The sequence below is a fragment of the Streptomyces sp. 8N616 genome, from assembly GCF_052246385.1.
GTDB lineage: Bacteria > Actinomycetota > Actinomycetes > Streptomycetales > Streptomycetaceae > Streptomyces.
Genome location: NZ_JBQQBY010000015.1, coordinates 14922 through 35456 on the forward strand (window position 1 = coordinate 14922; position 20535 = coordinate 35456).

17 protein-coding genes and 2 pseudogenes are annotated in these 20535 nt (G+C 71.4%); 12 read left to right on the top strand and 7 right to left on the bottom strand.

What is annotated here, in order from left to right; translation table 11 throughout:
- Window positions 1–70: 70 nt before the first annotated feature.
- A pseudogene (locus ACTWQC_RS15515) lies at window positions 71–214 on the top strand (thiamine biosynthesis protein ThiC); the annotation flags it as partial.
- Window positions 215–286: 72 nt separating this feature from the next.
- Here ACTWQC_RS15515 and ACTWQC_RS15520 read toward each other — a convergent pair.
- From ACTWQC_RS15520 to ACTWQC_RS15535, 4 genes are all read right to left on the bottom strand, one after another.
- The gene (locus ACTWQC_RS15520; RefSeq protein ID WP_443316261.1) at window positions 287–901 is read right to left on the bottom strand and encodes a hypothetical protein; all 615 of its coding nucleotides are present in this window, start codon (window positions 899–901) and stop codon (window positions 287–289) included.
- A 132-nt stretch (window positions 902–1033) separates the two neighbouring features.
- On the bottom strand, window positions 1034–1939 hold the full coding sequence (locus tag ACTWQC_RS15525) for a hypothetical protein (RefSeq protein WP_443316262.1): 906 nt from the start codon (window positions 1937–1939) through the stop codon (window positions 1034–1036).
- Between the two features lie 180 nt (window positions 1940–2119).
- On the bottom strand, window positions 2120–3250 hold the full coding sequence (locus tag ACTWQC_RS15530) for a metallophosphoesterase (RefSeq protein WP_443316263.1): 1131 nt from the start codon (window positions 3248–3250) through the stop codon (window positions 2120–2122).
- 266 nt (window positions 3251–3516) lie between these two features.
- Window positions 3517–4617 carry a LacI family DNA-binding transcriptional regulator gene (locus tag ACTWQC_RS15535; RefSeq protein WP_443316264.1) on the bottom strand — a complete coding sequence of 367 codons (1101 nt, stop codon included), beginning with the start codon at window positions 4615–4617 and terminating at the stop codon, window positions 3517–3519.
- Window positions 4618–4958: 341 nt separating this feature from the next.
- On the opposite strand from ACTWQC_RS15535, the gene hisC reads away from it, so the two are divergent.
- From hisC to cydD, 4 genes are all read left to right on the top strand, one after another.
- Window positions 4959–6041 (top strand): histidinol-phosphate transaminase, encoded by a 1083-nt coding sequence (gene hisC / locus ACTWQC_RS15540; RefSeq protein ID WP_443316265.1) that lies wholly within the window; start codon window positions 4959–4961, stop codon window positions 6039–6041.
- A gap of 157 nt (window positions 6042–6198) precedes the next feature.
- Complete coding sequence (locus ACTWQC_RS15545) at window positions 6199–7704, top strand: cytochrome ubiquinol oxidase subunit I (protein WP_443316266.1); 1506 nt, start codon at window positions 6199–6201, stop codon at window positions 7702–7704.
- Between the two features lie 28 nt (window positions 7705–7732).
- Complete coding sequence (cydB, locus tag ACTWQC_RS15550) at window positions 7733–8737, top strand: cytochrome d ubiquinol oxidase subunit II (protein ID WP_443316267.1); 1005 nt, start codon at window positions 7733–7735, stop codon at window positions 8735–8737.
- A gap of 66 nt (window positions 8738–8803) precedes the next feature.
- Window positions 8804–12376 carry a thiol reductant ABC exporter subunit CydD gene (gene cydD / locus ACTWQC_RS15555; protein WP_443316268.1) on the top strand — a complete coding sequence of 1191 codons (3573 nt, stop codon included), beginning with the start codon at window positions 8804–8806 and terminating at the stop codon, window positions 12374–12376.
- A 104-nt stretch (window positions 12377–12480) separates the two neighbouring features.
- On the opposite strand, the gene ACTWQC_RS15560 is transcribed toward cydD, so the two are convergent.
- Window positions 12481–13392 carry a Cof-type HAD-IIB family hydrolase gene (locus ACTWQC_RS15560; protein WP_443316269.1) on the bottom strand — a complete coding sequence of 304 codons (912 nt, stop codon included), beginning with the start codon at window positions 13390–13392 and terminating at the stop codon, window positions 12481–12483.
- A 183-nt stretch (window positions 13393–13575) separates the two neighbouring features.
- Here ACTWQC_RS15560 and ACTWQC_RS15565 point away from each other — a divergent pair, with 183 nt between their 5' ends.
- The 3 genes from ACTWQC_RS15565 to pspAB all read left to right on the top strand — a co-directional run bounded on the left by ACTWQC_RS15565 (window position 13576) and on the right by pspAB (window position 16211).
- Complete coding sequence (locus tag ACTWQC_RS15565) at window positions 13576–14481, top strand: LLM class flavin-dependent oxidoreductase (RefSeq protein ID WP_443316270.1); 906 nt, start codon at window positions 13576–13578, stop codon at window positions 14479–14481.
- Between the two features lie 102 nt (window positions 14482–14583).
- On the top strand, window positions 14584–15504 hold the full coding sequence (gene htpX / locus ACTWQC_RS15570) for a zinc metalloprotease HtpX (RefSeq protein WP_443316271.1): 921 nt from the start codon (window positions 14584–14586) through the stop codon (window positions 15502–15504).
- A 110-nt stretch (window positions 15505–15614) separates the two neighbouring features.
- Window positions 15615–16211, top strand: coding sequence for a PspA-associated protein PspAB (pspAB, locus tag ACTWQC_RS15575; protein ID WP_443316272.1), 597 nt, complete (start codon window positions 15615–15617; stop codon window positions 16209–16211).
- A gap of 24 nt (window positions 16212–16235) precedes the next feature.
- Here the strand turns inward: pspAB and ACTWQC_RS15580 are convergent.
- A pseudogene (locus tag ACTWQC_RS15580) lies at window positions 16236–16397 on the bottom strand (RNA 2'-phosphotransferase); the annotation flags it as partial.
- A gap of 33 nt (window positions 16398–16430) precedes the next feature.
- Entirely contained in the window at window positions 16431–16595 is a 165-nt protein-coding gene (locus tag ACTWQC_RS15585) for a hypothetical protein (RefSeq protein WP_443316273.1), read from the bottom strand.
- Between the two features lie 260 nt (window positions 16596–16855).
- Between ACTWQC_RS15585 and ACTWQC_RS15590 the strand changes: the two genes are divergently transcribed.
- From ACTWQC_RS15590 to ACTWQC_RS15605, 4 genes are read left to right on the top strand one after another with little or no spacing between them, the layout of a single operon-like run.
- On the top strand, window positions 16856–17878 hold the full coding sequence (locus ACTWQC_RS15590) for an ABC transporter ATP-binding protein (RefSeq protein ID WP_443316274.1): 1023 nt from the start codon (window positions 16856–16858) through the stop codon (window positions 17876–17878).
- Window positions 17868–18791: an ABC transporter permease subunit gene (locus ACTWQC_RS15595; RefSeq protein WP_443316275.1), complete on the top strand. Its 924-nt coding sequence runs from the start codon at window positions 17868–17870 to the stop codon at window positions 18789–18791. Before ACTWQC_RS15590 ends, ACTWQC_RS15595 begins: the two co-directional genes overlap by 11 nt.
- Window positions 18792–18840: 49 nt before the next feature.
- Window positions 18841–19758 (top strand): ABC transporter ATP-binding protein, encoded by a 918-nt coding sequence (locus ACTWQC_RS15600; RefSeq protein WP_443316276.1) that lies wholly within the window; start codon window positions 18841–18843, stop codon window positions 19756–19758.
- A gap of 14 nt (window positions 19759–19772) precedes the next feature.
- Window positions 19773–20492: an ABC transporter permease gene (locus ACTWQC_RS15605; protein ID WP_443316277.1), complete on the top strand. Its 720-nt coding sequence runs from the start codon at window positions 19773–19775 to the stop codon at window positions 20490–20492.
- The last annotated feature ends 43 nt before the right edge of the window (window positions 20493–20535 follow it).

Below are 20535 nucleotides of genomic sequence, written 5' to 3' on the forward strand. Positions count from 1 at the left end.
GCCCTCCCCTGTCCGGTGGTCATCCGGTACGACCACGGTAGCGGATGTGCATCATCTATTGATGCTCTACAGCATGAAGATCTCGCACGACATCCGGCGCGAGCACGGCGGCGCGATGGACGAGATGGAGGCGGACGCCGAGGCCGGGATGCGGCAGAAGTCGGAGGAGTTCGCGGCGGCGGGCAACCGCGTGTACCTGCCGATCGCGGACTGAGCGCGGCGCGAGCGGGGTCCGGGGCCGCGGTGGTGAGCCGTGCTCCGGGCCCGCTCAGTCGTCGGGGCGCGCTCAGTCGTCGAGCGCGGCGAGGGCGTTCTTGGCGGCGGCGAGTGCGCCCTTGCTCATCGCGTCCGCGCCCGGCGCCTTCTTGCTGTCGAAGTCGCTGCCGTTGTAGGTCACCGTGACCAGTGCGTTGGCCTTGCGTACGACCACGACGGCCTCGCGGGTCTGCTGGCCGTCCTCCTTGGTGAGCTTCGTGCCGACGGACGCCTCGTCGCCGAGGCCGGGCGCGGCCGTGGGCTGCTTCCGGTCGGCGTAGGCCGAGCGGGCCGCCTGGTCGGCCGGGGTGGTCTCGAAGGTCACGTCGAGCCAGCGGTAATCGAATCCCTCCAGCGCGTGCCAGGAGCAGCCCGTACGGCGCTTGGGGTCGGCGGTATCGAGCTCCGCGCCTGCCGTCTTCGCGCCCGGGACGAGTTCCTTCACCGTCTCTGCGGGGATGGCGGGGCAGGGGGCGGGCGGCTTGGCGATCGCCGGGGCGACGGCCGCGCTGCGCGCCGGGTTCGGGGCGCCGGCCGGCTCGGAGCCGGAGTCCGCGGCAGGGCGCGACGTCATGGCCCAGCCTGCGGTGGCGAGTACGGCAACCGGCAGCAGGCGGGCGGCCAGCGTGAGAGGGAGAGACGGCACGTCGGCGTTCGCTTCGGTCGTGAGGGGGCGACGGAACGAGACTGCCATATGAATCCGGTCACGAACAGACGCGCCGGGTACGCGTCACCGCACTCGGTGTGCGCGGGGCCCGCCACATCGGTTCGCGGCCGGTCATGTCGGCTCATGCTCAGGGCCGCCGTAGTCCGGGCTCGTGTAGCCGGGGCTCTTGAAGGACGGGCGCTGCGAGGTCTCCTCCTCGGGGCCGCCCTCCGTGCTGAAGCCCGGGCGCGAATAGCCCAGTTGGGGCGTACGGCCCTGCAGGTCCGGGTCACCGCCGTACGCGCCCTCGCCCCCGTACCTGCCCTCCCCGCTTCGCTTGGCCGGGGCCGCGGGGTCGGCCAGCGCCTCGCGGAGGAAGGGCAGCACGCCGCGCTCCAGCAGCGCCAGCCGCCATGCATCTCTGGCCCGGTCGAGCTCCACGGAGCGCTCGTCCCGCGCCGACGCGCGCACCGAGCTCGAGCCGTTGCGCAGAGCGGTGAGCAGCAGCCCGGCCATGGCTATGACGATGCCCGCGGCGGTCAGGGCCACGAAAACCCAGCCCGCGTTGATGAGCGGTCCCGCGGCGGGCTCGTCCGGGGCGACGGCGTGCAGCAGGTAGCCGATCAGCAGGAAGATCACGGCGGCGGTGCCGGCCAGCACCGGGGCGAGCACCGAGAAGATGGCCAGCAGGCCCGCGCCCGGGGCCTCCGCCGTCCCGCCCGCGACCGCGGCCAGCCCCATCCCACCTCTGCCGCCCTGCCCGATGCCGCCCTGGGACTCCGTACGGGACGAGGTCGCGGGCGGTGGGTCCCGCAGCTCGTCGCGGAGTTTGACGTACTGCTGGTACTCGGCGGCGGCGCAGGCGGAGATGGCGGCGGAGGCGGCCAGCGCCATGGTGCGCAGCTGCTCGATGTTGAGCCGCCGGCCGATTGCGGCCAGATCCGGCCGCTGATTCGCCGTGCGCAGCGCCTCACCGAGGATCCGCTCGAACTCCGGGCGGTCCTCGGGAAGCAGATGCGGAGCGCTGTTCATGTGCATCCCCCGATGCTCCGTAGGCCTGCATGCCGGCTCTCACCGGGCAGTTGGGCGGAAACGGAGGAGAGCCTGCTACGGATACGCCGATGGTAGAGCGCTTCCGGCGCGGGGTGACAGGGTGTTTCCGGAAAATGCCCGAGCCGAGGGCGCATCCACCTGCCCGTACGCCTGCCCCGATATTCCTCAGTCAGCCAGGGGAAGTTGGACGACCAGCAGCTTTCCGGCCATCGTCACGCCGCCGTCCATGGCGATCGCGAGCCCGTCGGCGTACACATGCGGCCCCTGTACGTCGGGTCCCTCGTCGTCCTCGGCGTCCTCCGAGCCGACCTCGCCCAGGAGGTACGGGATGGGGCTGTGGCCGTGGACGATGCGCCGTCCGCCGTACCGCGACAGCAGCTCGTGCACGGCGTGCGGTCCGGCCTCGTCGTCGCGGAAGGCGAAGCGCTTGGTGAACTTGCGGAAGAGGTCCCAGCACTCGTCGGCGTCGTTGCGCTGCAGGATCTCGGTGACCTTGTCGTTGACGGCCTCGATCGAGTCGCCGTACTCGAGGTAGGCGGTGGTGTCGGAGTGCACGAGCAGATGCCCGTCCTCCTCGGCGACGGCGTCGAGCCGCGACATCCACTGCAGGTGGTGGTCCTCGAGGCGCTCCATGTCGGTGCGCTGGCCACCGTTGAGCAGCCAGGCGGCCTGGAAGGAGGCGGTGCCCGCCCCCGAGTTGACGGGGGTGTCGCCGAACCGCTTGGCGCCGATGATCAGCAGCTCGTGATTGCCCATCAGGGCCTTGCAGTAGCCGCCGGCCGCCGCGGCCTCGGCCGACAGCCGCATGACGAGGTCGATGACGCCGACGCCGTCGGGGCCGCGGTCGGTGAAGTCGCCGAGGAACCAGAGCCGGGTGGTGCCCGCGGCCCAGTGGTCCTCGGCGTCGATCAGGCCCTGGGCGCGCAGCGCCTCGCGCAGCTCGTCGAGGTAGCCGTGGACGTCGCCCACGACGTAGAGCCGTCCCGGGCCGCCCTCGGCAGCGGCGGTGCCGTCCGTCTCGGTCCCGGCGACGGGGCTGAGGGCGAGGGTCGCTCCGTCGTCCGTGCCCTCGCGGCCGATGACCGGGAGATCGCGCTCGGTCGGGGTGTACTCGGGCGGGAGGTCCGTCGGGACCGAGGCGCGCAGGGCGGCGGGGGAGGAGTACAGGTGCGTGGGGGAGGCGTGCGGGGGCTCCGGCGATCCGTGCGGGGGCGCGGAAGGCATGCCGTGCGTGGGTGCGGGCGAAACCCCCGCCGTGGCCCCTACCGCGGGTCCCTGACCGGCCCCCTGAGTCATCGACCCCTCCACCTTCGCGCCTGGCGTGCACCGGTCGGACCCCTTCCCCTGCCCGGTGCGGGGGAACCCCGGCGAAACGAGCGGGAGAACCCCTGGTCGACGGGCGGTCCGCAGTGTCGTGCGCCCATCATAGGAATGCTGCTCGCGGGTTGTGACGCACCAGGGGGCTGTCAATCACGGCGGCGTCGGCGATCGCCGGGCTTTTCTCCCGAAATTGCCTGGTAGCGCCCTGTGGAGAGGACGCTCCGAGAAGCCCGGCGAGCGGGTCAGCCGTGTGGGGCCGATCGTGGTGCGCTGACCGTCGTACGCGGCGGGCGGCGCTGGGAGGAGGTCCGCACGATCAGTTCTGTCGGTATCACCTTCTCGACCGTACGGCCGCCGTTCAGGCCCTCGATGGCGTCGATCAGCAGTTGCACGACGGCGGTTCCGATCCGGCGGGGCTTGAGGGAGAGCGTGGTGATGGGCGGTTCGGTGGAGGCGTAGACGGTGGACTCGCTGCAGCAGACCAGCAGCAGGTCGTCGGGGACGCGCAGGCCGTAGCGGCGGGCCGCGGCGAGCAGGTCGGTGCCGTTGGGGTCGAAGAGCCCGTAGACGGCGTCGGGGCGGTCCGGCCGGGCCAGCAGCCGGTCGGCGGCGACGGCACCGGCACACGGGTCGTGGGCCGGGTACTCCTCGTACACCGGGTCCTGGCCGACGCGTTCGCACCAGGCGAGGTACGCCGAGGTGGACAGCCGGGTGTACGTGTCGGTGCTGGTGCCGGTGAGCAGGCCGATGCGGCGGGCGCCGGCCTCGGCGAGGTGGTCGAGGAGGCCGAGAACGGCGGCCTCGTGGTCGTTGTCGACCCATGCGGTGACGGGGAGCGAGCCGGCGGGGCGGCCGTCGGAGACGACGGGGAGGCCCTGGCGGACGAGTTCGGTCACCACCGGGTCATGGTCGGAGGGGTCGATGACGATGGTGCCGTCGAGGGCGACGTTCGACCAGACGTCGTGGCGGGAGGTGGCGGGCAGGATGACGAGTGCGTAGCCGCGGGCGAGGGCGGCGGAGGTCGCGGCACGCGCCATCTCGGCGAAGTAGGCGAACTCGGTGAAGGTGAAAGGTTCATCCCCGTACGTGGTGACGGTGAGACCGATGAGACCGGATCTCCCGGTCCTGAGGGTGCGGGCCGCTGCGGACGGGCGGTAGCCCAGCCGGTCGGCGACTTCGCGAACGTGGCGCCGTGTGGCGTCGGGGAGCCGGCCCTTGCCGTTGAGGGCGTCGGAGACTGTCGTGATTGAGACACCGGCGGCGGCGGCCACATCCCGGATGCCCGCGCGCCCCAGTCGACGGCCGGGCGACCGGCTCACCTGGTGCTTCCCTGCTGCTGTCATGGCGAGCCGATAGTAGGGCTCGGGTGGTCCATTCGCGGGACCCCTCGAATCGCCGACGACAGGCACGTTTCTGCATGGCCATCTTCCCTCAACGGGCTTGAAATACAAGGGAGTTGGGGTTTTCTGAGGGGAACTGGGGGCCGTTCTCGGGGCCTCACCTGCGCATTGGTCTTGGTCTCGAAGCGGTCTCAAGTCACCTTCACGAGGGATGCGCGCCAAGGCGTACGCTACGGGCGCGCGCTACGAGAAAGGGCGCTCCCCCCGGCCCTCACGCCCAGCCGGGCAATCCTCATAAGGTGTGGAGTATTGCTGCTGTGCCGGACGGTCGAGGAGGACCCGCGGTGACTGAAAAGACCCCGAAGCTGCGCGATGCGCTGAACGGCATCCCTACGTACAAGCCGGGCCGGCCCGCAGCTGCCGCGGGCGGCCGCGTGACGTACAAGCTGTCCTCCAACGAGAACCCGTATCCGCCGCTGCCCGGCGTCATGGAGACCGCGCTGGCCGCGGCGGCCGACTTCAACCGCTACCCGGACATGGCCTGCACCGTGCTGATGGCGGAGCTCGCCGAGCGCTTCGGCGTTCCCGTGGAGCACCTGGCGACGGGCACCGGCTCGGTCGGCATCGCGCAGCAGCTCGTCCAGTCGACCTCGGGACCGGGCGACGAGGTGGTCTACGCATGGCGGTCGTTCGAGGCGTACCCGATCATCACGCAGATCAGCGGGGCGCGGCCGGTGCAGGTGCCGCTGACCGCGGGCGAGGTGCACGACCTGGACGCCATGGCGGACGCCGTCACCGACAGGACCCGGCTGATCTTCGTCTGCAACCCGAACAACCCGACCGGGACGGCGGTGCGCCGGGCCGAGCTCGAGCGCTTCCTCGACCGGGTGCCGACCGATGTGCTGGTGGTGCTGGACGAGGCGTACAGGGAGTTCATCCGCGACCCCGAGGTGCCGGACGGCCTCGAGATCTACCGGCAGCGGCCCAACGTGTGCGTGCTGCGCACTTTCTCGAAGGCGTACGGCCTGGCCGGGCTGCGGGTCGGCTTCGCGGTGGGGCACGAGCCGGTGGCGGCGGCGCTGCGCAAGACCGCGGTGCCGTTCGGGGTGAGCCAGCTCGCGCAGGACGCGGCGGTCGCCTCGCTGCGCTGCGAGGACGAGTTGCTGGGACGGGTCGGCTCGCTGGTCTGGGAGCGGAACCGGGTGGAGGAAACGCTGGCCGAGCAGGGCTGGACGGTCCCCGACTCGCAGGCGAACTTCGTATGGCTGCGGCTGGGGGAGCGAACGGTGGACTTCGCGGAGGCGTGCGAGAAGGCCGGCGTGGTCGTACGGCCGTTCCCGGGGGAGGGCGTCCGGGCCACGATCGGGGAGAACGAGGCGAACGACCTGCTGCTGCGGGTGGCGGCGGAGTTCCGGCTGGGGCTGTAGGACCGGCCTGCCGGGGCCGCGGGGCGGCCGGGGACCCCCGGCCGTCGGCGGCGAAGGTGTGTGTGCCATCATGGCTTGTGAATGTGAACGCGTTCACAAGCTCCCTTTCGAAGGGCAGTCTGCGAGCGTGGCCGCAACGACGTAAGGAGAGGGCGGCATGGACCTGGCTTTGGCGCCAGAAACCCTGGCCCGCTGGCAGTTCGGCATCACCACCGTCTACCACTTCCTCTTCGTTCCCCTGACGATCTCCCTCGCCGCGCTGGTCGCGGGCCTGGAGACGGCCTGGGTGCGGACGGGCAAGGAGAAGTACCTCCGGGCGACGAAGTTCTGGGGCAAGCTCTTCCTGATCAATATCGCCATGGGTGTCGTCACCGGCATCGTGCAGGAGTTCCAGTTCGGCATGAACTGGTCCGACTACTCCCGCTTCGTCGGCGACGTCTTCGGTGCGCCGCTCGCCTTCGAGGCGCTGATCGCGTTCTTCTTCGAGTCCACCTTCATCGGGCTGTGGATCTTCGGCTGGGACAAGCTGCCCAAGAAGATCCACTGTGCGTGCATGTGGACGGTGGCGATCGGCACCATGCTGTCCGCGTACTTCATCCTGGCCGCCAACTCCTGGATGCAGCACCCGGTGGGCTGGCGGTTCAACGAGGCCTCGGGCCGCGCCGAGCTCGCCGACTTCTGGCGCGTCATCAGCCAGGACACCACCCTGGTCGTCGTCTTCCACACGCTGACCGCGGCCTTCCTCACCGGTGGCGCCTTCATCGTCGGGATCGCCGCCTATCACCTGATGCGCGGCAAGCACATCCCGGTCATGCGCACCTCGCTCCGCCTCGGCCTGGTCACGCTCGTCGTCGCAGGCCTGCTCACCGCGGTCAGCGGCGACCGGCTCGCCAAGGTCATGTTCGAGCAGCAGCCGATGAAGATGGCCGCGGCCGAGGCCCTGTGGGACAGCGAGGCGCCGGCACCCTTCTCCCTCTTCGCGTACGGCGATGTCGAGAAGGGCCACAACACGGTCGCCCTCGAGATCCCCACGCTGCTGTCCTTCCTCGCCAACGACGACTTCACCTCCGAGGTCCCGGGCATCAACGACGTGAACAGGGCCGAGCAGAAACGGTTCGGGCCCGGCGACTACCGGCCCAACATCCCCGTCGCGTACTGGGGCTTCCGCTGGATGATCGGCTTCGGCATGACGTCGTTCGCCATCGGCGTCGCCGGTCTCTGGCTCACCCGCAAGAAGCGCTGGCTCGCGCCCGCGCTGCGCACGGGCGAGGACCAGGTGCCGCGGCTCGCGCTCACCAAGGGCAGGGCGCTCGGATCCAAGCTCACCACCTGGTACTGGCGGATCGCCCTGCTCACCATCGCGTTCCCGCTGATCGCCAACTCCTGGGGCTGGATCTTCACCGAGATGGGCCGCCAGCCGTGGGTCGTCTACGGCGTCCTGCGCACCGCCGACGCCGTCTCCCCCGGCGTCTCCCAGGGCGAGGTCCTCACCTCGATGATCGTCTTCACCGCGCTCTACGCGATCCTCGCCGTCGTCGAGGTCAGGCTCCTCGTGAAGTACGTGAAGGCCGGACCGCCCGAGCTCACCGACGCCGACCGCAACCCGCCCACCAGGATCGGCGGCGACGCGGACGCCGACCGCCCGATGGCCTTCTCGTACTGAGGCCCGGAGAACGTAAGAGGTGCGAGGCATGGAACTCCACGACGTATGGTTCGTCGTCATCGCCGTCCTGTGGACCGGCTACTTCTTCCTCGAGGGCTTCGACTTCGGAGTCGGTGTGCTGACCAAGCTGCTGGCCCGGGACCGGAGCGAGCGCCGGGTGCTCATCAACACCATCGGGCCGGTCTGGGACGGGAACGAGGTGTGGCTGATCAGCGCGGGCGCGGCGACCTTCGCCGCCTTCCCCGAGTGGTACGCCACCCTCTTCTCCGGCTTCTACCTGCCGCTGCTGCTGATCCTGGTCTGCCTGATCATCCGCGGTGTCGCCTTCGAGTACCGGGCCAAGCGCAGCGAGGAGCGCTGGCAGACCAACTGGGAACACGCGATCTTCTGGACATCGCTGCTGCCCGCCGTGGCGTGGGGCATCGCCTTCGGCAACATCGTGCGCGGGGTGAAGATCGACGCGGACAAGGAGTACGTCGGGAATCTGCTCGATCTGCTCAATCCGTACGCGCTGCTGGGCGGTCTGGTGACCCTGGCCCTGTTCACCTTCCACGGGGCGGTGTTCACGGCGCTCAAGACAGTCGGTGACATCCGGGGGCGGGCGCGGCGGCTCGCGACCGGGCTGGGCCTTGTGTCGGCAGTGCTCGCGCTCGGCTTCCTCATCTGGACCCAGCTCGACAAGGGGGACGGGTCGAGCCTGATCGCGGCCGCCGTCGCGGTGGTGGCGCTGGTCGGAGCCATCGGGTTCAACCTGGCGGGGCGCGAGGGCTGGTCGTTCGCGATGTCCGGCCTGACGATCGTCGCCGCTGTGGCGATGCTCTTCCTGACGCTCTTCCCGAACGTCATGCCGTCGTCGCTGGACCCGCGGTGGAACCTGACGGTCGCCAACGCATCGTCCACCCCGTACACGCTGGAGATCATGACGTGGTGTGCGGGCATCGCCACTCCGCTGGTGATGCTCTACCAGGGCTGGACGTACTGGGTCTTCCGCAAGCGCATCGGTACGCAGCACATCGCGGATGCGTCGCACTGAGCGCGGCGCAGTGAAGGCGGTGGACTGAATGCGGCGGGCTGAGATGCTCTGCATGCTCGACCAGGGATGTTTCACGTGAAACCCATCGACCCGCGACTGCTCCGGTACGCCCGCGCCACCCGCGGTTTCCTGGCCGCGGCCGTGGCGCTCGGGCTGGCCGGGGCAGGGCTGGTCGTCGCCCAGGCGATGCTCATCGCCGAGGTGGTCGTCGGGGCTTTCCAGCGGGACCTGACGGCCGGCGATCTCGGCAGGCCGCTGCTGCTGCTCGCCGCCGTGTCGGTGGGGCGGGGGCTCGTGTCGTGGCTCACGGAGCTGGCCGCGCACCGGGCGAGCGCATCGGTCAAGTCGGAGCTGCGGCTCCGGCTGCTGGAGCACGCCGTACGGCTCGGTCCTGCATGGCTGAGCGGGCAGCGGACCGGCGAGCTGACCGCGCTCGCCACGCGCGGCGTCGACGCGCTGGACGACTACTTCGCGCGCTATCTGCCGCAGCTCGGGCTGGCGGTGGTGGTGCCGGTGGCGGTGCTGGCGCGGATAGTGACGGCGGACTGGGTGTCGGCGGCCGTCATCGTCCTGACACTCCCCCTGATCCCGCTCTTCATGGTGCTGATCGGCTGGGCCACGCAGGCCCGGATGGACCGTCAGTGGCGGCTGTTGTCCCGGCTGTCCGGGCACTTCCTCGACGTCGTCGCCGGGTTGCCGACCCTCAAGGTCTTCGGGCGGGCTCGCGCCCAGGCGGAGTCGATCCGCGCGATCACCGGTGACTACCGGCGGGCCACGCTCCGGACCCTTCGGATCGCCTTCCTTTCGTCGTTCGCGCTGGAGCTGCTGTCGACGCTGTCGGTGGCGCTGGTCGCGGTCGGGATCGGTATGCGGCTGGTCCACGGGGACCTGGACCTCTACACGGGCCTCGTCGTTCTGGTCCTGGCCCCCGAGGCGTATCTGCCGTTGCGGCAGGTGGGCGCGCAGTACCACGCCGCGGCGGAGGGACTCGCGGCGGCGGACGAGGTGTTCGCGGTGCTGGAGACCCCGCCGCGCGAGGACGGCACCGCGGCCGCGCCGGACGCGGGCGGCGCGGCGATCCGGGTGGAGCGCCTGGTCGTACGGCATGCAGGGCGTGCGGAACCGTCGCTTCCCGAGACGTCGTTCGTGGTGGCTCCCGGCGAGACGGTCGCACTCACCGGGGCGAGCGGGGTGGGCAAGTCGACGCTGCTCGGGGCAGTGCTCGGCTTCGCCGAACCGTCGTCGGGGCGGGTGCTCGTCGGCGACGCGGACCTGGCGGGCGTATCCCGCGAGAGCTGGCGGCGGCAGATCGCGTGGCTTCCGCAGCGGCCGTACCTCTTCGCCGGGACGGTCGCCGAGAACGTACGGCTGGCGCGGCCGGACGCGGACGGCGCCGCGGTACGGGATGTCCTGCGAGCCGCGGGTGCGCTGGACTTCGTGGCCGAGCTGCCGGAAGGCCAGGACACCGCACTCGGCGAGGACGGTGCGGGCCTGTCGGCGGGCCAGCGCCAGCGGATCGCCCTGGCCCGCGCCTTCCTGGCGGACCGGCCGGTGCTCCTGCTCGACGAGCCGACGGCGAACCTGGACGGCGAGACGGAGTCCTCGATCCTCGATGCCATCCGCCGCCTCGCCGCCGACCGCACGGTCCTCATGGTCGCCCACCGCCCGGCCCTCCTCCCGCTCGCGGACCGGGTGATCGCCCTGTCCGGGGCAGTGGGCGCGGCTGCGACCGGGACCGCCACCGAGGCGGGCGCGGCCGCTGCCGTCGGCGCCGCTTCCCGCACCGCGGCTTCGGCGCGGGCTCTTCCCAGCCACCCGCCCCAAGACGGGTGCGAAGCTCCCGTTCAAGCGGGTGGGTTGGGAGAGAACTCCCGCCCGGAGCGCGGGGGTCCGCTGGGGTGGGTGCGCCGGATGGCGCGGGCGCGGCGCGGCCGGTTCGGGCTCGCGCTGCTGCTCGGAACCCTCGCGCTCAGCAGCGCCGTCGGCCTCATGTCCGTATCCGGCTGGCTCATCTCGCGGGCCTCCGAACAGCCGCCCGTGCTCTACCTGATGGTCGCCGTGACGGCCACCCGCGCCTTCGGCATCGGCCGCGCCGTCTTCCGCTACGCCGAGCGCCTCGTCGCCCACGATGCCGTCTTCCGCATGCTCGCGGACCTGCGCGTGGCGGTCTACGCGCGCCTGGAGCGCCTCGCCCCCGCCGGTCTGAAGGAGACCCGCCGCGGCGACCTCCTCTCCCGGCTCGTCGCGGACGTCGACTCGCTCCAGGACTACTTCCTCCGCTGGCTCCTCCCCGCAGGAGCCGCCGCACTCGTCGGTGCCGGATCCGCAGGCTTCACCATGTGGCTCCTCCCGGAGGCCGGTGCCGTACTCGCCGCAGGCCTGCTCGCCGCCGGAGTCGGCGTGCCGCTGCTCTCCGGGGCGCTCGCCCGCCGCGCCGAGCGGCAGCTCGCCCCCGCCCGCGGCGCGCTCGCGACCCGGGTCGTCGACCTCCTCACCGGCGCGGCAGAGTTCACCGTCGCAGGCGCGCTCGCGGCCCGTACGCACGACGCCCGCGCCGCGGACCGCGCGCTGACCCGGTCCGCGGCGAGGTCCGCGGCCGCCGCCGGGGCGGGCGCCGGGCTGTCCGCGCTGGTCTGCGGCCTGACGGTGGCGGCCGCGGCCTGGACGGGTGTGCAGGCCGTGCACGACGGTCGCCTCTCGGGTGTGGCCCTGGCCGTCGTCGTGCTGACCCCGCTCGCCACGTTCGAGGCGGTCGCGGGTCTGCCCCTCGCCGTTCAGTACCGGCAGCGCAGCCGCCGCGCCGCCGAGCGGGTGCGGGACCTGCTGGACGCGCCGGCGCCCGTACGGGAACCCGCGCACCCGGCCGAGCCGCCCGCCGGTCCCTTCCCCCTGGCCGTACGGAATCTGACCGCCCGCCACCCCGGGCAGCAGGCCCCCGCGCTGCGCGGCCTCGACCTCGACCTGGCCCCCGGCCGCCGTATCGCCGTCGTCGGCCCCTCGGGCTCCGGCAAGACGACGCTCGCGCAGGTACTGCTCCGGTTCCTGGACGCCGAAGCCGGTACGTACACCCTGGCCGGGACCGATGCCTCGGCGCTCGACGGCGACGCTGTACGGCGGCTGGTCGGCCTCTGCGCCCAGGACGCGCACATCTTCGACAGCTCGCTGCGCGAGAACCTGCGGCTGGCCAGGCCGCCCGCGGCGGACGCCGACCTGCGGGAGGCCCTCGCCCGGGCCCGGCTGCTCGACTGGGTCGACGGCCTTCCCGACGGCCTCGACACGCTCGTGGGCGAGCACGGGGCCCGCATGTCCGGCGGCCAGCGGCAGCGGCTCGCGCTCGCGCGCGCCCTGCTCGCCGACTTCCCCGTCCTCGTCCTGGACGAGCCCGCAGAGCACCTCGACCTGCCGACCGCCGACGCGCTCACCGCGGACCTGCTCGCCGCGACCGAGGGCCGTACGACCCTCCTGATCACCCACCGCCTGGCCGGGCTCGCGTCCGTGGACGAGGTGGTCGTGCTGGAGCGGGGGCGGGTCGTGCAGCGCGGGACGTACGGGGAGCTGGCCGCGGCGGACGGCCCGTTCCGGCGGATGCTGGACCGGGAGGAGGCGGCGGAGACCCACCTGACCGCCCTGAGTGCCTGACCGCCCTGAGTGCCTGACCGCGCCGCCCCCTGATCGCGCCGCCCCTGACCGCCCGAGGGACTCATCGGGCTCGACGTCAGCCGCAGAGACGACGACCGGGAGCCCTAGGCGCCGTTCTGCTGGGCCGCAACGATCCGCTCGATGACGATCGCGACGCCGTCCTCGTTGTTGGCGACCGTACGGGCCGAGGTCGCGGCCAGCACGTCCGGGTGCGCGTTGGCCATGGCGTACGAGGTCCCGGCCCAGGCCAGCATCTCCACGTCATTGGGCATGTCCCCGAAGGCCACGACCTCCTCGGGCGCGATGCCGCGCGCCGCACAGCACCGCTCGAGGGTGGACGCCTTGCTGACGCCGAGGCCGCTGATCTCCAGCAGGGCGGTGGGGCTGGAGCGGGTGAAGGAGGCGTGCTCGCCGACCACCGTACGGGCCAGCACGAGGAATTCGTCCGGGGCGAGGGCGGGGTGGTGCGCGAGCAGCTTGAGCACGGGCTGGTCCGCGGTCGCCCACTCCGGCGAGAGCAGCTTCTCGGCGGCGGCGACGTCGGAGCCGGGATCGAGGTGGAAGGGCGGGTAGTCCGGCTCGTAGTGGATGCCGTTGGTCAGCTCGACGGCGAAGGAGGTGCCGGGCGCGGCGGCGCGCAGGGCCTCGACGACGGTGAGCGCGTCGGGCCGCTCCAGGGGCCGTACCTCCAGGACGAGACCCTCGCGGTGCAGGTCGACGACCGCGGCGCCGTTGGCGCAGATGGCCAGGCCGTGGCCGTGGACGTGGTCGCTGACGACGCCCATCCAGCGGGCCGGGCGGCCGGTGACGAAGAAGACCTCGATTCCGGCCCGCTCGGCGGCGTCGAGTGCCGCGACCGTGCGGTCGGAGACCGATTTGTCGTCCCGCAGAAGCGTTCCGTCGAGGTCGGTGGCGATCAGCCGTACGCGGCGGGGGAACGGCGCCGAGCGGTCGGATTCCGGCGTCTGCGGCTCAGGCCGCTCGGTAGCTGAAGTCACAGGGCTATCTTCGCGCATATGCGGACACAGCCGTGCGACGGGGTGCCCATAGGAGCGCCTCGGCGGGGCGTGGACGCCCCGCCCTGGGGCCGCGGCGCCGGGGGCGGGGTCGCCTCGCCCGGGCGCAGAGCGCCGGGCAGCCGGTCAGGGGGGTGCGGGCGGGTGGTGGCACTGTCACAGGCGGCGCATACGCTCGTGGGCATGGCGTCTTCTCTGCGACTGAGCACCGTGATCCTGCCCGTCCGCCGCTGGCACGAGGGCGGGCAGGAGGTCTGGCGGCAGGCCGAGGAGCTGGGCTTCCGTACGGCCTTCACATACGACCACCTCTCCTGGCGCGGCAGCTTCCGCGACGGTCCGTGGTTCGGCGCCCTGCCGACCCTGACCGCCGCCGCTGCCGTGACCGGCCGCCTCCGGCTCGGCACGCTCGTCACCTCCCCGAACTTCCGCCACCCCGTCACGCTCGCCAAGGAGCTGATGTCCCTCGACGACATCACCGGGGGCCGCGTCACCCTCGGCATCGGGGCCGGGGGCATCGGCTTCGACGCGACCGCGCTGGGGCAGGAGCCCTGGTCGCCGCGTGAGCGTGCCGACCGCTTCGGCGAGTTCGTGCCGCTGCTCGACCGCCTTCTCAGCGAGGACGCCGTGACGTACGACGGCGAGTTCTACTCCGCGCACGAGGTCCGCAACATCCCCGGCTGCGTCCAGCGGCCCCGCCTCCCCTTCGCGGTCGCGGCGACCGGCCCGCGCGGGCTGAAGCTCGCCGCGCGCCACGGCCAGGGGTGGGTCACGACCGGTGACCCCAAGACCTCCAGGAGCGGTATGCCCGCGGAGTCCCTGGCCGCCATCGGCCGGCAGCTGGAGCGGCTCTCCGAAGCCTGCGCCGAGATCGGCCGCAGCTCCGACGAGCTGGAGAAGATCCTGCTCACGGGCTTCACCCCGGACCGCCCGCTGGACTCCTTCGACGCCTTCGTGGACTTCGCGGGCGCGCACGCGGAGCTGGGCTTCACGGAGATCGTCCTGCACTGGCCGATCCCGGACTCGATCTTCGCGGCGGACCAGAAGGTCTTCGAGCGCATCGCGACCGAGGGCCTGGCGCAGCTGGGCTGAGCACGCGGGCGGCCTCTCCCTCTCTTTATCCCGCCTATAGGTGCGAAAGGAGCACAATCGAGACGTAGGCGCAGGACGACAGTCGCGTCTGGAGGGTGTCAGATGCCAGGGACCCGGACTCGTTCCCGATACGTCCCCGACCAGGGACTCACCACCCGCATGGTGACGACGATGTTCCTGATCGGGCTGCTCTATGTGGTGTTCGTCGGCGTCCTGATGGCCTTCCTCAGGGGAGCCTGGCCGATCATCCTCATCATCGCGGGCGGGCTGTTCATCGCCCAGTTCTGGTTCAGCGACCGGATCGCGGCCTACAGCATGGGCGCTCGGGAGGTCACGCCCCGGCAGGCGCCTGAGCTGCACGGGGCGGTCGACCGCATCTGCGCGCTCGCGGACATGCCCAAGCCGCGCGTCGCGATCGCCGAGAGCGACGTGCCCAACGCCTTCGCCACCGGCCGGAACGAGCGCACCGCCCTCGTCTGCGCCACGACCGGCCTGCTCCGGCGCCTGGAGCCGGAGGAGCTGGAGGGTGTCCTCGCCCACGAGCTGTCGCATGTCGCACACCGCGATGTCGCGGTGATGACCATCGCGTCGTTCCTGGGTGTGCTCGCGGGTGTGATGACCCGTATCGCGCTGTGGGGCGGCTTGAGCCGGGCGGGCGACAGCAGGGACAGCAACTCCGCCATCGCCATGCTCCTGATACCCCTGGTCAGCGCCGTTGTCTACGTGATCAGCTTCCTGCTCACCCGGCTGCTCTCGCGCTACCGCGAGCTGTCCGCCGACCGCGCGGCCGCGCTGCTGACCGGGCGCCCGTCGGTGCTCGCCTCCGCGCTGACGAAGGTGACCGGCCAGATGGCGAAGATCCCCACACAGGATCTGCGGAAGGCGGAGCCGTTCAACGCCTTCTGGTTCGCGCCCGCCTTCTCCTCCAAGGGGAGCCTGAGCCGGCTGCTGTCCTCGCACCCGACGCTGGAGCAGAGGCTGGAGCAACTGGGCCGCATCTCGGCGCAGCTGGGCCGCCCGTGACGACGATGCGGACGGCGGCGATGAGGGCGATGACGACGATGAGGACGGCGGCGATGACGGCGATGAGGACGACTGTGACGGCGACAGACGACATGAGGGGCTGATGTTCCGTGGGTCTTCTCGACACCATCCTCGGCCGCAGCAAGCCGGTGCGCCCGGACCTCGACCAGCTCTTCGGCCTGCCCGCCGCGGCGATCACGCTGCAGGCGGGCGCCGGTTTCACCCCGACGGGTGTCGGCTCGGTGTGCTTCGCCAGCGTCGAGGGCGGCGCCTTCGCCCAACTCCAGCAGGACGTACGGGAACTGCTCGACGCGGATACGGACCGGGGCGGCGTACCGGTCGAGTTCAGCCGGGACGCGTACGGCTACACCTGGCTCCTGGCCCGCCACCCGGCCGACGACACGGCCTCGCTGGTCAACGACCTGCACGCCGTCAACACCATCCTCCAGGACGGCGGCTTCGGCCCCCAGCTGCTCTGCTCGCTGGTCGGCTTCCGCGAGGCCGCGGGCGATCGCGCGCTGGCGCTCGTCTACCTCTACAAGCGCGGCACCTTCTACCCCTTCGCGCCTCTCCCAGGCGTCGCCGAGAAGCGCGACAACGCCCTGGAACTGCAGGTCAAGGCGCTTCTCGCGGACGACCTGCGGATGGAGCAGGATCTTGCGCGCTGGTTTCCGGTCTGGGGCGCACCGGGCCTGGGCGGGGGCTGACGCCGGGTAGCCGGGGTGTCGGCCGGGGAAGCGGAGGAACTCCGGTGGCACGGCGTCCACCAGCCAGACGCCGTTGGCGCTGACCCGGAACTCGTGTCCGGCGCGGCGCATCGCACCGGCGTCCACCGACAGGATCACGGGCTTGCCGCACCGTGCACCGACCCGGCTCGCGGTTTCGCGGCACGGCCCGCCTGTCGTCCATGACTCCAGCTTGCCCGGCTACCGAGGGGGAGGCCGCCGATTTTCCGCGCCGCCGTCCGCCGCGAGGGCGTCCATGGTGCGGGCGGCCAGTTCGCGCTCGGCCGCAGCCCCGGTGAAGGCCGGGGCCGCCTCGGGGCCGACCAGGTCGCGGACGGCCCGGACCGTACCGGCGGGGAGCGGCACAGGCTACGCCGCGGACTCCGCGGGCACCCCTCTGGAGTCCGCGGCGACCGCGGCAAAACCCCCAGCTCCGCCGCCCGTTCACTGGCGACTGCTGAGGTCATCGGTCAACCGTCCATCCCTGAGCGCCTCTTCGACGAATCCGACATATGACGAATGTGACCATGCCGAGCGGCTGGGCCAACGGCCGTGCAGGCCCTGTGCATACCCCGGGTAACAACGAAGGTGTACGAACCCCTACGGGAACGTCACCCTCGAGTCGGATGCCGAACCAGCCTCCAGGTCTGACGAAAGGTGTGGCCCGCGCCACTACCGTCGAAAACGTGACTGTGATCGCGACAGAAAGCCTCAGCAAGCGGTTCCCGCGGGTGACCGCGCTCGACCGGCTCTCCGTGGACATCACGCCGGGCGTCACCGGCCTGGTGGGTGCCAACGGGGCCGGCAAGTCCACCCTGATCAAGATCCTCCTCGGCCTCTCCCCCGCCAGCGAGGGCCGCGCCGCCGTGCTGGGACTCGACGTCGCCACGCACGGCAGCGCCATCCGCGAGCGTGTCGGCTATATGCCCGAGCACGACTGCCTACCGCCCGACGTCTCGGCCACCGAGTTCGTCGTCCACATGGCGCGCATGTCCGGGCTGCCGCCCGCCGCCGCACGCGAGCGCACCGCCGACACCCTGCGCCACGTCGGCCTCTACGAGGAGCGCTACCGCCCCATCGGGGGCTATTCGACCGGTATGAAGCAGCGCGTCAAGCTGGCCCAGGCGCTCGTCCACGACCCGCAGCTGGTCCTCCTCGACGAGCCCACCAACGGCCTCGACCCGGTCGGCCGCGACGAGATGCTGGGCCTGATCCGCCGCGTCCACACCGACTTCGGCATCTCGGTCCTGGTCACCTCCCACCTGCTCGGCGAGCTGGAGCGCACCTGCGACCACGTGGTCGTCATCGACGGCGGGCAGCTGCTCCGCTCCAGCTCCACCAGTGACTTCACGCAGACCACCGCGACGATCGCGGTCGAGGTCACCGACACCGACCGCCACCCCGACGGGACGGCGGCCCTCCGCGATGCCCTCGCCGCCGCGGGCATCGAGGTGCACGCGGGCGGCCGCGCCCCCGGCGCGGGCCATGTCCTGCTGCTGGACGTCACCGACGACGGCACCTACGACACGGTCCGCGACACCGTCGCCGCACTCGGCATCGGACTGGTGCGCATGGAACAGCGCCGCCACCACATCGCCGAGGTCTTCCGTTCGGAAGACCAGAATGGAGGAGGCCGCGATGCCGCCTGAGACCACCACCCCGGCCGCGGCACCGGCACAGTCCGCGGACCCCACCCGTATCCACAACATCGGGTACCGCACCTATGAAGGATCGCGCCTCGGCCGGGCCTACGCCCGCCGCTCGCTGTTCGCCCAGAGCCTGCGCGGTGCGTACGGCCTCGGCCGCTCCGCCAAGTCCAAGGTGCTGCCGATGCTGCTGTTCGCCGTGATGTGCCTGCCCGCGGGCATCATCGTCGCGGTCGCGGTCTTCACCAAGGCCAAGGACCTGCCTCTGGAGTACACCCGCTACGCGCTCTACCTCCAGGCGGTCATCGGTCTCTACGTCGCCTCCCAGGCACCCCAGTCCGTCTCGCGCGACCTGCGCTTCAGGACCGTGCCGCTCTACTTCTCCCGCCCGATCGAGCGCGCCGACTACGTGGCGGCGAAGTTCGCGGCCATGGCATCGGCGCTGTTCATCCTCACCGCGGTGCCGCTCCTCGTCCTGTATGCCGGGGCGCTGCTCGCCAAACTCGATTTCACCGACCAGACCGAGGGATTCGCGCAGGGACTGGTATCCGTGGCCCTGCTGTCCGTCCTCTTCGCCGGCATCGGTCTCGTCATCGCCGCGCTCACCCCGCGCCGTGGCTTCGGCGTCGCCGCTGTCATCGCCGTGCTGACCATCTCCTACGGCGCCGTGACCACCGTTCAGGCCATCGCGCACGATGAGGGCAACTCCGATGCGGTGGGCTGGCTCGGCCTGTTCTCGCCGGTGACCCTCATCGATGGCGTGCAGACGAAGTTCCTCGGCGCGACCTCCGCCTTCCCCGGCGGCTACGGCCCGCCGGGAGCCCTCGCCGGAGCCGTCTACCTGGCCGTCGTCCTCGGCCTGATCGCCGGCTCGTACGCCCTCCTGATGCGCCGTTACCGAAAGGTCGGGCTGTGACCCCCCACCCGTCGCCCGCCACCACTCTTCTAAGGAATGGGCTGCGCCCATGACAACACTTCGCATCGATCACGCCTCCCGCTGGTTCGGGAACGTCGTCGCCGTCAACGACATCACCATGACGATCGGGCCCGGCGTGACCGGGCTGCTCGGCCCCAACGGCGCCGGGAAGTCCACCCTCATCAACATGATGGGCGGTTTCCTGTCCCCCTCCACCGGCTCCGTCACCCTCGACGGCGCCGCGGTGTGGCGCAACGAGCAGGTGTACCGGGAGATCGGCATCGTCCCCGAGCGGGAGGCGATGTACGACTTCCTGACGGGCCAGGAGTTCGTGCTCGCCAACGCCGAACTGCACGGCCTTCCCAACCCGGGCTCGGCAGCCCGCAAGGCGCTGGCCACCGTCGAGATGGAATACGCGCAGAAGCGCAAGATCGCCACGTACAGCAAGGGCATGCGGCAGCGCGTGAAGATGGCGTCCGCGCTGGTCCACGAGCCGTCTGTGCTGCTGCTCGACGAGCCGTTCAACGGCATGGACCCGCGGCAGCGGATGCAGCTGATGGATCTGCTGCGGCTGATGGGCGAGGAGGGCCGTACGGTCCTGTTCTCCTCCCACATCCTGGAGGAGGTCGAGCAGCTCGCCTCCCACATCGAGGTCGTCGTGGCGGGGCGGCACGCGGCCTCCGGCGACTTCCGCAGGATCCGCCGCCTGATGACGGACCGGCCGCACCGCTATCTCGTACGGTCCAGCGACGACCGGGCGCTGGCCGCCGCGCTGATCGCGGACCCGTCCACGGCGGGCATCGAGGTCGACGCGGTGGAGAACGCCCTGCATATCCAGGCCGTCGACTTTCCGCGCTTCACCGAGCTGCTGCCGCGGGTCGCCCGCGAGCACGGCATCCGGCTCTTCACGGTCTCGCCCTCCGACGAGTCCCTCGAGAGCGTCTTCTCCTATCTCGTCGCGGCCTGAAGGAGCCTGAACCGATGTACAACCCCACGGTCGCCCGGCTCACCTACCGGGCCGTGCTCGGCCGCCGCCGGGCACTGATCCTCTTCGCGCTGCCCGCCCTGCTGCTGATCATCTCGCTGCTGGTGCGGACGTTGAGCGGCCCCGACGACCAGATCGCGGCCGACGTGCTGGGCGGCTTCGCGCTGGCGACGATGGTGCCGCTGATCGGGGTGATCGCCGGAACGGGTGCGATCGGCCCGGAGATCGACGACGGTTCGATCGTCTATCTGCTCGCCAAGCCCGTGAAGCGGCCGACGATCATCGTCACCAAACTCGTCGTCGCCATCGGGGTCACGATCGCCTTCTCGGCGCTCCCCACCCTGCTCGCGGGCTACCTCCTCAACGGCAACGGCCAGCAGATCGCGGTCGCTTACGGGGCCGCGGCGACGGTGGCCTCCATCGCCTATGCCGCACTGTTCCTGCTTCTCGGCACCCTCACCCGGCACGCGGTGGTCTTCGGCCTGGTCTACGCCCTGGTGTGGGAGTCGCTCTTCGGCAGCCTGATGCCGGGCGCGCAGAAACTGAGCGTGCAGCAGTGGGCGCTCGCCCTCGCACAGAAGATCGCCGACGGAGGCCTGATCACCTCGAACGTCGGATTCCCGCTCGCGGTGTCCCTGCTGGCCGGCGTCACGCTGGCGGCCACGCTGTACGCGGGCCAGAAGCTGCGGGCGCTCACGCTGGCCGGGGAGGAGTAGGGCGGATCCGTACGGGAAGGGCGCTGCACCACGGCCGGAGCAG